Source organism: Methylocaldum sp. GT1TLB, from assembly GCF_051027445.1.
Lineage (GTDB): Bacteria > Pseudomonadota > Gammaproteobacteria > Methylococcales > Methylococcaceae > Methylocaldum.
In genome coordinates, this window is record NZ_CP194898.1 from 3,013,293 (window position 1) to 3,025,744 (window position 12,452).

General features: G+C 55.9%; 15 protein-coding genes and 1 pseudogene. 11 read left to right on the forward strand and 5 right to left on the reverse strand.

The window, feature by feature from the left end; genetic code table 11:
* Positions 1 to 390 precede the first annotated feature (390 nt).
* A complete protein-coding gene (locus ACR2R1_RS13080) occupies positions 391 to 1,032 on the forward strand; it encodes a hypothetical protein (RefSeq protein WP_434110396.1) in 642 nt (213 codons plus the stop codon).
* A 46-nt stretch (positions 1,033 to 1,078) separates the two neighbouring features.
* Here the strand turns inward: ACR2R1_RS13080 and ACR2R1_RS13085 are convergent, their stop codons facing one another.
* Positions 1,079 to 1,288, reverse strand: coding sequence for a zf-HC2 domain-containing protein (locus ACR2R1_RS13085; RefSeq protein WP_133717466.1), 210 nt, complete (start codon positions 1,286 to 1,288; stop codon positions 1,079 to 1,081).
* 1 nt (position 1,289) lies between these two features.
* Positions 1,290 to 1,859 carry a sigma-70 family RNA polymerase sigma factor gene (locus ACR2R1_RS13090; RefSeq protein ID WP_434110397.1) on the reverse strand — a complete coding sequence of 190 codons (570 nt, stop codon included), beginning with the start codon at positions 1,857 to 1,859 and terminating at the stop codon, positions 1,290 to 1,292.
* Positions 1,860 to 2,086: 227 nt separating this feature from the next.
* Here ACR2R1_RS13090 and ACR2R1_RS13095 point away from each other — a divergent pair, with 227 nt between their 5' ends.
* Positions 2,087 to 2,833: a DUF547 domain-containing protein gene (locus ACR2R1_RS13095; protein WP_434110398.1), complete on the forward strand. Its 747-nt coding sequence runs from the start codon at positions 2,087 to 2,089 to the stop codon at positions 2,831 to 2,833.
* Between the two features lie 420 nt (positions 2,834 to 3,253).
* Here the strand turns inward: ACR2R1_RS13095 and ACR2R1_RS13100 are convergent.
* Positions 3,254 to 3,529 (reverse strand): annotated as a pseudogene (locus ACR2R1_RS13100) (pyridine nucleotide-disulfide oxidoreductase); the annotation flags it as partial.
* 355 nt (positions 3,530 to 3,884) lie between these two features.
* Here ACR2R1_RS13100 and ACR2R1_RS13105 point away from each other — a divergent pair.
* The 8 genes from ACR2R1_RS13105 (at position 3,885) to ACR2R1_RS13140 (ending at position 9,783) form a co-directional block, all read left to right on the forward strand.
* Positions 3,885 to 4,082, forward strand: a complete 198-nt coding sequence (locus tag ACR2R1_RS13105) for a hypothetical protein (protein WP_434110399.1) — start codon at positions 3,885 to 3,887, stop codon at positions 4,080 to 4,082.
* A 2-nt stretch (positions 4,083 to 4,084) separates the two neighbouring features.
* Positions 4,085 to 4,654 (forward strand): methyltransferase domain-containing protein, encoded by a 570-nt coding sequence (locus tag ACR2R1_RS13110; protein ID WP_434110400.1) that lies wholly within the window; start codon positions 4,085 to 4,087, stop codon positions 4,652 to 4,654.
* A gap of 35 nt (positions 4,655 to 4,689) precedes the next feature.
* Positions 4,690 to 5,646 carry an IS5 family transposase gene (locus tag ACR2R1_RS13115; RefSeq protein ID WP_434110401.1) on the forward strand — a complete coding sequence of 319 codons (957 nt, stop codon included), beginning with the start codon at positions 4,690 to 4,692 and terminating at the stop codon, positions 5,644 to 5,646.
* A 778-nt stretch (positions 5,647 to 6,424) separates the two neighbouring features.
* Complete coding sequence (locus ACR2R1_RS13120) at positions 6,425 to 7,012, forward strand: TetR/AcrR family transcriptional regulator (protein WP_347258935.1); 588 nt, start codon at positions 6,425 to 6,427, stop codon at positions 7,010 to 7,012.
* A gap of 52 nt (positions 7,013 to 7,064) precedes the next feature.
* A complete protein-coding gene (gene grxC, locus ACR2R1_RS13125; RefSeq protein WP_434110402.1) occupies positions 7,065 to 7,328 on the forward strand; it encodes a glutaredoxin 3 in 264 nt (87 codons plus the stop codon).
* Between the two features lie 192 nt (positions 7,329 to 7,520).
* Positions 7,521 to 8,045 (forward strand): carboxymuconolactone decarboxylase family protein, encoded by a 525-nt coding sequence (locus tag ACR2R1_RS13130; RefSeq protein ID WP_347258936.1) that lies wholly within the window; start codon positions 7,521 to 7,523, stop codon positions 8,043 to 8,045.
* 385 nt (positions 8,046 to 8,430) lie between these two features.
* Complete coding sequence (locus ACR2R1_RS13135; RefSeq protein ID WP_347258937.1) at positions 8,431 to 9,006, forward strand: carboxymuconolactone decarboxylase family protein; 576 nt, start codon at positions 8,431 to 8,433, stop codon at positions 9,004 to 9,006.
* A 153-nt stretch (positions 9,007 to 9,159) separates the two neighbouring features.
* Entirely contained in the window at positions 9,160 to 9,783 is a 624-nt protein-coding gene (locus ACR2R1_RS13140) for an isochorismatase family cysteine hydrolase (protein ID WP_434110405.1), read from the forward strand.
* A gap of 529 nt (positions 9,784 to 10,312) precedes the next feature.
* Here the strand turns inward: ACR2R1_RS13140 and ACR2R1_RS13145 are convergent.
* Both ACR2R1_RS13145 and ACR2R1_RS13150 read right to left on the reverse strand, forming a co-directional pair.
* Positions 10,313 to 10,804, reverse strand: a complete 492-nt coding sequence (locus ACR2R1_RS13145; protein WP_168175404.1) for an SRPBCC family protein — start codon at positions 10,802 to 10,804, stop codon at positions 10,313 to 10,315.
* 124 nt (positions 10,805 to 10,928) lie between these two features.
* Positions 10,929 to 11,843 (reverse strand): SRPBCC family protein, encoded by a 915-nt coding sequence (locus tag ACR2R1_RS13150; protein WP_347258817.1) that lies wholly within the window; start codon positions 11,841 to 11,843, stop codon positions 10,929 to 10,931.
* A gap of 181 nt (positions 11,844 to 12,024) precedes the next feature.
* Between ACR2R1_RS13150 and ACR2R1_RS13155 the strand changes: the two genes are divergently transcribed.
* The gene (locus ACR2R1_RS13155) at positions 12,025 to 12,330 is read left to right on the forward strand and encodes a winged helix-turn-helix transcriptional regulator (RefSeq protein WP_434110408.1); all 306 of its coding nucleotides are present in this window, start codon (positions 12,025 to 12,027) and stop codon (positions 12,328 to 12,330) included.
* Positions 12,331 to 12,452 lie beyond the last annotated feature (122 nt).

The window sequence follows — 12,452 nt, forward strand, 5'->3', positions numbered from 1 at the left end:
CACGCCCGGCAACGAATGCCTGATATCCCTTTTCTTATCGGTTCATTGCTTCGGCACGAAGAGCGATTTTCGACAAAGTCAATGCACTTTCTTTTATTCCGATATCCGGACGAAATACGAGGAACCGGTAGAGTTCGAGCGCTGTTGGTTTTAGCTAACAGTACAAGATCCCATATAAATCATCGACATGAATAACTTAAAGCGTAAAGCCGTTGGGCTGCCCCAACAGTGAAATCCGAAGCTCTTCGGTTCAGCAACCCTGATAAGCATCTGATTTTTCATGGTTATTCATGTTTGGCACGGTTTATTCAATACATCGGTCATGGATATGCAAACCGGCAGATCCAGATAAAACGAATTCAATAAACAAAACAAAAAGGACACAGTTCCATGATCAAGAAAACCGCTTTTTCCCTTTCCAGCCTCGTTGCAGCCGCATGTCTGGCTACCGCAGTGAATGCCGAGACCAATAACGCCTATCCCGGCGCCAATGGCAAACCGTTTCAAGCTTTGCAGGGGCAGGTAAACGATTTGCAGAGCCAGCTGGACCAGGTGAAAGCCTCCCTGCAAGCGCAAATCGACGAGGCAAGTGCCAAGATAGTCATGCTGAGCCAAACAGCCAGTGAACACGAAACCGAGCTGAGCACGCTGAATACTCAACTTAACCTGTTACAAAACCAGTTGGCCACTCTGGAACAGACCAAGCAGGACCGTATCAACGGCGCTTGCGAAGAAGGCTATGCCATCCAGGAGATTCTGTCGGACGGAACCACAATCTGCGCTCGCGACGGCGGCAACGGCTTCAAGATCGTGAAAGAGACCTTTAACGTCTTGCCCGGCGCATACCTCAATGAGGTCCTGAAATGCCCTGCCTCTCACCCGGTCGTTACAGGCGGCGGCTACTACGAAGGCGGCACGGTCAGCGCCGTTGCCAGCAGGCCCACGCCGGAAGGGGACGGTTGGACGGTGTTCTACAGCGCTGTCGTTCCGGGGGACATTTTGATGATTCATGCGATTTGTACGGTTCAATGAACCATGAATTGATCGCTCCCCGTTTTAAGGCCGGCATTGCCGGCCTTTAACGCTTGACCGATTCTTTACGGCCTGTTTTTTCCAGATACTCCACATAACTCGCACCCGCCCGGCGCAGGAACAACATCTGTTTCTTGAAGTTGCTGCAGTGCCTGCACATCATCAGGTGCAGCCGCACTGCCATTCGCTCTCTCAGACTCAAGTGAACGTCCAATGACTTGGACACCAGCTCACTGACTTCCCGGCAGGAACGCATGTTATTTATCTCCGGTCTGCTGTTTGCCGAACCACCGCGCTTCCAGACATGCCCGCAATCTCATGCGGGCACGATGCAACGTAACCCAATAATTGGTCGAACTGAGGTTAGCTTCCTTACAGATTTCTTCCGGCTCCAATCCGACCAGTTCCCTGAGCATGAATACTTCGGCCTGACGCGCCGGCAGATTCTGCTGGCACCACTCGTAGATACGCCAGAACTCCTCCTGTTCCAGAGCATTTTCAGGATGCGACCAGACCTTGGGCGGTGAGTGCCAACTCCCTTCGGCGTTGAACAAGTGCTCCTCAATGTCCTCGTCCGCCCCAATTCGGTCCGGCTCGAACAAACGGGTTTCTCGTGCGTCACGACGCTGTTGGTCGGCGATCTTGTGCTTCAGGATCCCAATCAGCCAGGTACGCAACGATGAGCGTTCGGCAAAACCGGCATCGGACTGCAAGGCCGCCAGCAAGGTTTCCTGCACCACGTCTTCCGCCAAGTCGGCATCACGCAGATGCAGCAGCGCATAGCGGAACAATATCGGGCGGTGTTGTATCAGCGTGTCATCGGTCAAGGCATGCCCCTTCGGTTTTCTTGTTCGCTTCGGGCCATTGTTCTGGTGCCTTTTCACTTTAACCTTTGCACTTTGCGGGCAACAAGCCGGCTGGAATTTCTCGATGCGCGCCTCGCAAGGAAACGTATATTTCACGCACTTTTGAACTCTTCGGCCAAATCAGTCGTAAGGTTCGGCCCCGGCCAGCGACTAAGGGACAAACTTTCAATTGTAAGAGGACTCGATCTATGGCGAGGCACTGGCTTTTCCTATTCGGCCTTAGCATGGCGCTGGCCTTCCGAATTGGGTATGCGGCCGAACCGGACTGGAGCAACTACGGCCAGATTCTCGCGCGACACCTCAGCGAGCGCACCGTCGCCGGAACTCGTTTGGCATGGCTGAATTACACCGGGTTGAAAAGCGATCCGGCGTTCACGCGGGCGATCGCACAAATCGCTGCCTTTCCCGTGGACAATCTCAAGTCCCGCGAGGAAAAGCTGGCCTTCTACATCAACGCTTACAACATTCTGGCCATCAAGACCGTGCTGGATCACTGGCCGGTTGAGAGCATCAAGGATGTCGGCAATCTCCTCAATCCGGTGTGGAAGCGCCCGGTCGGCAATGTGGGCGGCAATGCCCTGAGCCTCGACGAGATCGAGAACGACATCCTGCGCAGACTGGGCGAGCCGCGCATCCACATGGCCATCGTCTGCGCCTCGAAAAGCTGCCCCGATTTACATCCGGAACCCTATACCGCGGCAAAGCTGAATATGCAGCTCGACTCCGCCAGCGCCGGCTATTTGAATAATCCCACCAAGGGCCTGCGGGTAGAGGGAACGGCGGTAAGGGTATCAAAAATCTTCGACTGGTTCGGCGGGGATTTCGAACAGAAGGGCGGCGTCGAGACATTCATCCGGACTTATCGCCCGGACTTGCCGCAAGGCTTGGAGATCAAGGCCAATCTGCCCTATGACTGGACGCTGAACGGCGAATGACGCCCAAACAGCGGAGTTGAGATCATTGTCCAGCAGCGCGAAAACGAGAACGCTGCGGAGAGGGTCCGTGTCAGAGTCTCGAGTGTCATCAGTGTTCTCTTTGATTGAAACGACATGGAATGGATTCATCTGTTCTGTCGAACGCCCCCTGCCTCAGCATTTATTTGGCCACGACGGCAGACATCACAAGTCTCCGGCAAACAGCAGTTTACCCCGATAGTGCCGGATCAGTACGGGCAATCGGCTGCCAACCATCTTTCGCTATATCGATGTTAAACATTTGTCGCGAAAATACGGAATTCCTTACAGAGTTCTAGTTCGGTCAACTGCCGGGACAGAAGAAAGCGGCCGTGAAGGCATTGATACGGTAGTGGGCTTATTGCCGGCTTTCAAACAACGCGATGGCATGGATAACCACCATCACGCCGGCCGCCAGGCGTGATACCGCTCCACCCATCGCAGCAGCGTTTCCGGGGCATGGGCGCGTTTTCAGACGCCGGCGGCGTATTTATTGGCTCCGGCCAGAGTCGGGTAGATGTGAATAGTGGCGGGTACTTGGTTACGTCCCGGCCCATGTTTCATGGCCAGGACGAATTCGGCGATCAGGTCGCCGGCATGCTCGCCGACGACGGTCACGCCGAGTATCCGGTCCTTGCCCGGCACGGTGAGCACTTTGACGAAACCGTGTGCCTCGCCTACGCTACGGGCCTGAACTTGGAGAGCTCGACGCTCGCGCCTTACGATCATCCGACCTGGGTTCGCCCCCTGGAATTCGGACTCATCATGCTCCCCCTGAGCACCGACATCGCTTGGCGACGCCGCAAGAAAGCGCAATAACCCGAACCATTTCCCCCGAATGCTTCCTCGAAAGACCATGTGGTCTCCGAGTCGATTTTGAGATTCGTGCTGCAGGCGGATGCCGACGTATGGGAAGCGCTGCGGATCGTCAAAAAAATTCAAAAAGGCTGTAAGGACTGGCCATTCCGGTACGACTAATTGGCGGGATCGCCTGTGTCGGTTCCGACTTTCAGTCACTTAGGGAGAATGTGCTATGAATGGACCTCAATTTGACCGCATCCGCGGCCTGTTTATTCTCGCCAGCATCTGCCTCGGTCCCCTCGCTTTCGCCTCCGGCCCTTACAGCATCGGCGGCGGTGACCAAGCCAGCCCGTCTTACTACCTCGGCAAAGCGGCTTTGCATAAAAAACTCATCTGTTTCCCGTTTTCCTTGGCTCAATCGGAGGACTAATCATGAACAGCTTTTTGCAACGTTCCAACCTCAGCGAGATTCTCGACGATCCCGCGCTCGGCGGTGATGAGCTGATCAAAAACCTAGAGGACATTGCCAGGGTCAACCGCTGGCTGGGCGGAGAAAGAACATTGATTTCGGGTATTGCGCCATTACTTGAACAGCATGACTTCAGCCGTCCGATCAAGTTTGTCGATCTGGGTTGCGGCAGCGGCGATCTTCCGAGGGCAATCGTTAGATGGTGCCGAAAACAAAATATCCCGGTTTCTCTAACTGCTGTCGATTTCAATAGCTCAATTGTTCGCTACGCGAATGGTCAATCCAAAGACTTTCCTGAAATACGCTATGAAACGATAGATGTCTTTTCGGACGAGTTCAAACGAAGGCGATTCGATATTGTCGTGATGAGCTTGTTTCTGCACCACTTCGACAACCGCAAGGCAAGAGCATTACTGAAGAATTCTTACGACCAGTGCCGGCTGGCGGTTGTGGTCAACGACCTGCACAGAAGTCCTGTTGCCTATCACCTCTTTAAGGAAACTCTGAATAAGTCCCTGGCCCCGATAAAATAACGCCCAACGTCCAATTTTCGACAGGTCGATACCAGATGAAGCAACTCGGACTCAGTGCCACCGTGTTTGTGAAGAAACCGAAGCTGACCAAGCGTCAGAAATTTCTCCAGGACATGGAGCAGGTGATTCCTTGGGGGTTGTGGACGAGCCGGATTGCGCCGTACTACCCGACGGCCGGCCGGGGCAGGCGTCCCTTTCCTTTGGAGACGATGTTGCGCATCCACCTGATGCAGCACTGGTTCGGCTACTCCGATCCGGCGATGGAAGAGGCGCTGCATGACATTCCGATGCTACGCGAGTTTGCCGGGCTGGATGCGGGCGAGGACGCCATGCCGGATGAAACCACGATCCTCAAGTTCCGGCGCCTGTTGGAAACCCATCAGATGGCGCAAACCCTATTCGATGAAACGGCGGCACTATTGGCGGAAAAGGGCTTATTGTTGCGTCAAGGGACCATCGTGGATGCCACCCTGATCGCCGCCCCGCCGTCCACGAAGAACCGCGAGCGGAAGCGGGATGGCGAGATGAGTTCGACCAAGAAGGGTAACAATTACCACTTTGGCATGAAGGCGCACATCGGCGTGGATGCTGATTCAGGCTTGGTGCACACGATGGAAGTCACCACCGCCAAGGTGGCGGACGGGGTCATGACCGATGCCCTGTTGCACGGCGAGGAGCAGGTCGTCCTGGGCGATCGGGCCTATACCCGCAAGGACCGCAATCTGGAGGTCGAACGCCAGGAGGGCGAGCCGGTCTGGGCGTTTCCCTTCAAGCGTAAGAAGGGCGAGGACTTGCCTGCGGAACAAGCGCTTCACAACCGCATGCTGGCCGCGCTGCGGGCGGTGGTCGAACACCCATTCCGGATCGTCAAACGCCAATTCGGCTATACCAAGGTCCGGTACCGGGGACTCTTCAAAAACGGGCAGCAACTCTACCTGCTGTTTGCCCTCGGCAATCTCTACCAGGTGCGGGAGGAGTTGATGGCGGCCTAGGGATCAATCCGTGCATCGTCCCGGAAAACCGGGGGCGAGGGGCGGAAAGAGCGCCGATAGCGGGCGCCAATTGGGGAGGGAAAAACGACCTTTTTCGGCTGGTAGCCCCGGCCGGTTTATCGGAGCCACCAATAAAACGCACTTATTCAGAGCTTCCTTAAGTTATTTACCTTGGTTACGGCCTCAAACCACATTACCCGTCACGATGGCTTAATCTCCATCCTGCGGGGATTCCGGAAAAAGGACCTGGAGAGGCTAACAAATGACATTCCTGAGGCAAAGCGGAATATCAAATGGAAGTGGGCATTTCGTTGGCAATTGACGTTGGAAAAGGAAAAGGCGGTTCCTGTAGCGGGCAAGGGATAAAGCGATCGTTCGCCGGCTTGGAGTCCACGTTTCTTAGGGCTTCCGGCCTTAAAAGTATTCCTCGCGAGGCGAAGCCCAATGCCTTAAGCCGGCTCCGTTCGTGCTAAACGATAGCAAGCTCGTTTCGCGGCGCTCGCAGTTCACTTTACGCCGCGAAACCCGACCTTGTATCGGCGCTAGCGCCGACCCCCGTTCCTTGCGATCTACCCGAGACTATAGCCCATCCTTGGGGCCCGCCCCCTTCGGAGCCAGCCTTCGGCCGTCCAAATTCGTCTGAATCGCAAACGGGCCTTTAGTCGACCCCTTCCTTCGGTTTTGTCGACTCGCCCGCATCCGCATTGCTCCCTGTCTCCCGATAAGTGCGGTAAATTCCCGCTTGCCTTATGGACCGTTCGGTACAATAATGTGCTGCATGAACGTTGGCCGACCTTTGGAATTCGATCCCGAACAGGTGCTGGACGCCGCCATGCAGGTCTTTTGGGCGAGCGGCTACGAAGCGACCTCGCTGCAAAACCTGCTCGACGCGATGGATTTGTCGAAAAGCAGTTTCTACCAGTCGTTCGGGGGCAAACGGCAGTTGTTCGAGCGCTGCCTCAAGCGTTACCGAAACACCATGGCGGCGGCCATGCTGGACAGCTTGAACCAAGCCCCGTCGGGCCGGCAGTTCATCGAAGACAGGCTATCGTCCGTGGCCTCCGAAGCCTGTAGCGGCGAGAAACCGCGTGGCTGCCTGGTGATGAATACGGCGAACGAGTTCGCGCAGGGCGATCCGATCGTGGCCGAATGGGTTGCGCAGGGCGTGGACCAGTTTACGGCGATTTTCAAAGCGGCGGTGCAGCGGGCGCAAACAGAGGGCACCATTACCGCCGACAAGGATCCGGAGGCGCTGGCCCGTTTTCTCGTCAGCAGTATGAGCGGACTTAAGACGATGGTAAAAGCCGGCATCGAGGGAGAAGAGATTAAACGGATTATTCAGATCGTTTTGAGGGCAATCGATTGAATTGCGTGACCCATTTAAACCCGAACTGAGGATGACCATGCCTGAAGTCCACATGTATAGCACCGCGAACTGTCCCTATTGCGTGGCGGCGGAACGGCTGTTGGCCGCCCGGGGCGTACGGAACATCGAGAAACGCCGTATCGATATCGATCCTGCGCTGCGTGCGGAAATGATGAACAAGACACAGCGCCGCACGGTGCCGCAGATTTATATCGGGGAAGTCCATGTGGGCGGTTACACCGACTTGGTCGCCCTGGACCGAGAAGGCCGATTGCGGGAATTGCTCGAAGCCGATTCAAGCCTTCCCATGTCATGAGTACGGGCGGCTTTTTTTGGCCACTTTTTTGAACCGATCGATACAGATATGGGTCATGCAGGTTAACCCCAGAGGAACGGAACCTTGCCGCCAATATTCCAGATCGAAGGAGGCTGTGCAGCCGGTTTTTTTGCCCATTTCTGTACCGGTTAGTCCACAAATAGAACTTGTCCTTGCTCCACCGAGGTTTCAATGACTACCCAGAACGCCATCGATCCAGCCGCCGCACTTGCCGAAATCGAGCAAACGTTTGGCTTCATCCCCAATCTGTTTCGGGCCTATGCCGATTATCCGCCGCTGTTGGGCGCCAATTGGGCGAAAGTGAAAGCCATCCTGCTGCAGGGTGGCTTACGGCGCGAAGTAAAGGAAACCATCGCCCTGCTGGTCTCCAGGGACAACGCCTGCGCCTATTGCATCGACGCCCATGCTGCCGCCCTGCACATGCTGGGCTTCTCGCCACAAGACGTCGCCGCCATGGAACACACCCTGGGCGATACCCATTTCAGCAGCCGCGAGCAAGCACTCATCGACTTCGCCCGCCGTGCCAATCGCGAAGCCAATCGCATGGCGGCGGACTTGAAACGCCTGTCTGCCCAAGACATTCCCATGGCGGAGGTCATCGAAGCGCTGGGCGTAATGGAGTTGTTCGCCGCCTTCAACCGTTTTGCCGACGCTTTGGGTGTCGTTCCCGATTCTTTTCCATCCCCGCAGCAATGAGCGTTCGGCGCCCGTTCCCACCGAGGTTTTCCGCGGATTGGCCGCGCGGGCCGGCTAGAGCGCTTTTCACCGCAATTCAGCGGTGAGAATCGGGAAATTCGTAGGTCGGCAATCTGCTGCCGACACACGTGGTCGGCGAGGGGCTTTGTCGGAAGGGGCGTCCTGGCGCTCCCAGGACGGTCGTTTGCGATTGGAAGGGTCGCGACTAAAGCGACCGTTTGCGATTGGAAGGGTCGCGACTAAAGCGACCGTCTGCGATTGGGAAAGGATTGCCGATCTACTCCACCTTGGGAGAGCGCTACGCCAAACCAGAAAATGCTCTAACCATCTTTTTGCCCATTTTTGGACCGATACGTCCGTAACTCACTACACATAGGAGCACATCATGTCATCCGAATACCAACTTTCACTTCTACCGAAAACCATTGATAACGCGGAGCCTCGCGCCCAGTCGGCTCTCGACAGCGCACGCAAGCAATTGGGTTTTATCCCGAACATGTATGCCGTCATGGCCAATTCACCAGGCCTTCTGGAGAGTTATCTGCACGGTTACGCCCTTTTCCGCACGGAGTCCGGTTTTTCGCCGGTCGAACAGGAAGTTGTGTTTCTGACCATCAGCCGCGAAAACGGCTGCCACTATTGCATGGCTGCCCACAGCTTCGTTGCCGACGCCATGTCCAAAGTACCTCCCGCCGTGACTGATGCCATTCGTGACGGTAAGCCCATTCCCGACGCGAAGCTCGCCGCGCTGAGCGCATTCACCATCACTCTGGTGAAAACCCGCGGACAGCCGAGCCGTCGGGATGTGGAACACTTTCTGGCCTCAGGCTATAGCGAACGGTCCATCCTGGAAATCATCCTCGCCATCGCCGTGAAAACCCTGAGCAACTATGCCAACCATCTGTTCCACACACCGGTCGATCCGGTATTCGCCAGCCGCGAGTGGAAGAAGTCGGCCTAACCATCGACTTCGAAGAAGGAAGACAACGACAGGGCACATGGCAGGATCGGGCGGCCGTATACGCCCCCCGATCCCTGCCGAATCACGAACAACGACACCTCAACTCAATTAAAGGAATCACACGATGAATACAAAACAGACCGCAGTCGTTCTATGGAGCTGCAAAATGACTTTCTCAGCGAAGGCGGCAAGCTATACCCCTTGCTAACCTCCGTGCTCCAAGAAAATAACGTTAATAAGAACCTGAACCGACTCATCATGGACGCCCGCGCTCAAGGCATGCTCATCGTGCACACGCCCATTCAATTTTCGCCCGACTACCGGGAGATGGGTCATTCTCCCTACGGCATCATGAAAGTGGTGAAGGATGCCGGCGCCTTGATTCGGGGTACTTGGGGCGCGGAGATCGCGCCCTTCATCGATCGTCAGGAAAGTGATCTCGTGATCGACGGGAAATCCAGTATTGATGCCTTCGCCGGAACCAACCTCGACTTCGTGCTGCGCGCTCATGGCATCACGACTGTCGCGCTCGCCGGGCAGCTCACCAACATCTGCATCGAGTCCGCGATGCGCTCCGCCTATGACAAAGGTTATCGGGTGTTCGGCATCACCGATGCCAGCGCAACCATTGACCTCGAACAGTACAGGTTCTCGGTCCAGAACAACTGGTCGATGTTCTCCCTTCCCGCAACACACCGGAAATTCCTGGACCAAGCCGCTGTGCCTCGCTGTGGCTCCCACTCGCAGGAAGCCGTACCGGCCTCCTGCTGCGCCTGATTGGAGGTGAGGGGCGATTCCGACTCCTAGCATCCCGCAGGAATAGCCGATCGAGCAAGAATCGCCTGCCCCGAAAGAAAAAGGCGTCACGCGCGGGCTCCGCCCAAAGCTTTCCGGATCGCGTGTGCATTTCGTCACCCGAGGGACCGCTAAGGACGGAACCGCCGTGGCATAGCGGGGCATTCCATCACTGGCGATATGAGCCGGTCACTGCTTCCGGCGCAATCGGCCCTTAGAGCATTTTCTGATTCGGTGTAAGGGAGCCCCATATGTAGGTCGGCAATCCCTTGCCGACGTACCGGCTCGGCAAAGGGCTTTGTCGGAAGGGCAGCTCTGGCGCTCCCAGAGATGCCGTTTGCGATTGGGAAGGGATTGCCGACCTACGTTCTTCCTTCCCGACACGAATCCGTACACCGGGATGAAAAACGCTCTAATTCATACCTAATTCACCGGATCCGTCAGGACATCCTCTAGCGTAGCGCCCCTCTCGAACGCCGGGTTGGGTGTTTCTTGCGGCGTTCGTGCACCGCTAACACCCGGTGGGAGCAGGCGGAAGGTCCGCATGATGGCCCTTGTAAGGGTGTCCGTTTTCAACCAAATACTTGAAGGATGCGAGTGACTGCGCCCCCATTCTTCGCATTCTGGCAAGCATAGCTGGCTCAAGGAGCGTTCCAATTAGACCGCCCTTCAGCTCAATTTCGGCTTCCGACACCAGCAAAGCCTGTTGCGCGCCGTCCGGATGTACCGACCAAACATTGCTTGCTCGCTTAACGAACGGTATTCCAAACCCTTCGTACTTGAAGGCCCGCCCTTCGTCCCATGCGATCCAACGCTCCTTGATCGTTAACTTTCCCGCCAATTCGCAGGTGCGCTCCGCGCCAACACCGCGGGCGACCGGTCCATCACATGTGGCACGGAGTACAGGCTCTGACCATAGCTGTATGTCCTCCAAAGCTGCGAGCCTCTCCCACACGACCGAGGCAGGAGCGTTGATGCATACAGAAGTGGACAGCTTAATCATGTAACCTCCTTTTGCGATCGGGAATGGTTGACGACCAATGCCTGAATTCACCGGACCTGCGCCGCTTTTCGCGCAGGTCCGGTGAAATGATGGGTCGGGCGTCATTTCAGATGGATAGCCCAGATTAACAAAAATTCGGCAGAAGACGCGCCATTACTTTGGGGATCGATTGCAAGTGAACTTCGTTACTCTTTCCTAAAGCGCTTGCAGCCATGCGCTGTATGATCTTTGGGAAATCGCGGTCGGCCTGAAAGGCCAACAGAGGAAGGATGACCGGTGCAAGCAACCTGTTCTTCGGCATCAATTCCCACCACACCATGACTTGCGAACCGGCGTCCGATGGTGTGATTTTCCATCCGCCGCACATTGTTTTTGCCGGGAATGGAAAATCCGGAGCTTCTGAAAGAAAGCGCACGGCGAAACTGTGGCCGGGATTGAACTCAGTACATTCCTCGGACCATCGTTTGCCCGCGTGATCTTCACAAGATCGGACAGCCCCGACAGCAGGTGCTTTTCCTTCCAGGACAACGGAGCGCTTCAATGACGGCATGTACTTCTTGATGTCGCCAATATTGCCCACAATCGGCCACATTTGTGCAACGGGTACATTGGTTTCAACGATAATGCAATGGCGATAATCGCCATTTTTTCCTGTCCTGTGAGCCCGGCCAACGGCCCAAAGCTGCCAAGCGCCGAAGACAAATACCGCGCCAGCGACGGCAAGAACAAGAATAATGCCCAGAGGTGAAAACAGCTTAGGAAAGGCAAGCAACAAAACGATGGAGCCTACTACCCACGAGAAATCGGCGGCACTTGCATAAAGCGCGCGCCACGTTGCGATCCTCTGACGCGTTGCCTGATGGATCAGGTCGGCAGCAAAGATGACCAAGACGATGCTGACTACTTGAAGCACAGCTGGCGCATGTATCCCAAGCCACTCGCCCACCAGCGCTGGGCGAAGGAGCATGAGCAGCGCGGAGGAAAGTGAAAAGACGGCGTTCGCCGCCAAAGCCAAACGAAGCGGTAAAACGGCATGCATTTAATATCTCCTTTCGACGAATGACCAAGGGATGGATTCTTGGCCCCAACTTTCGATGTAGTGGGCTTTGTGCTCCTGCTCCCATGAGCTGGCGACCGGCGCTGTGATTGACAATCGCTTGCACGTTGCAAGTATCTGCATTTGGCTTGTGACGTGCAAGCGTTTTGCGTACGCTCGATTCATGAGAGAAAAAGCGCCTGCCGGGCGGCGTTCGGGCTGCCCGATCAACATCCTGCTCGAAGCTGTGGGAGACACCTGGTCGCTGCTGATCGTGCGTGATCTGATGTTCTTCGGACGCAAGACCTACAACGAGTTTCCGAACGCGGGTGAAAAAATTGCAACCAATATCCTGTCGGATAGGCTGCAACGACTCGAATCCTCCGGGATCGTCGCGAAGCAGCGCGATCCCTCCGATGCCAGGCGATACCTCTACTGCCTGACGGAGAAAGGCACGGACCTCGCCCCGGTCGCAATGCCGTTACGTTAAGGCGTCATTCCGGCAGGGATTGCTCGCCCCTTCCCTGGGGCTCGTCCTTCGGACCGTGCTTAGCACGTCCAAATTCGCTCCTTGCGAATTTGTGCCGGAATCCAGAGCACAGGGAAGTGACA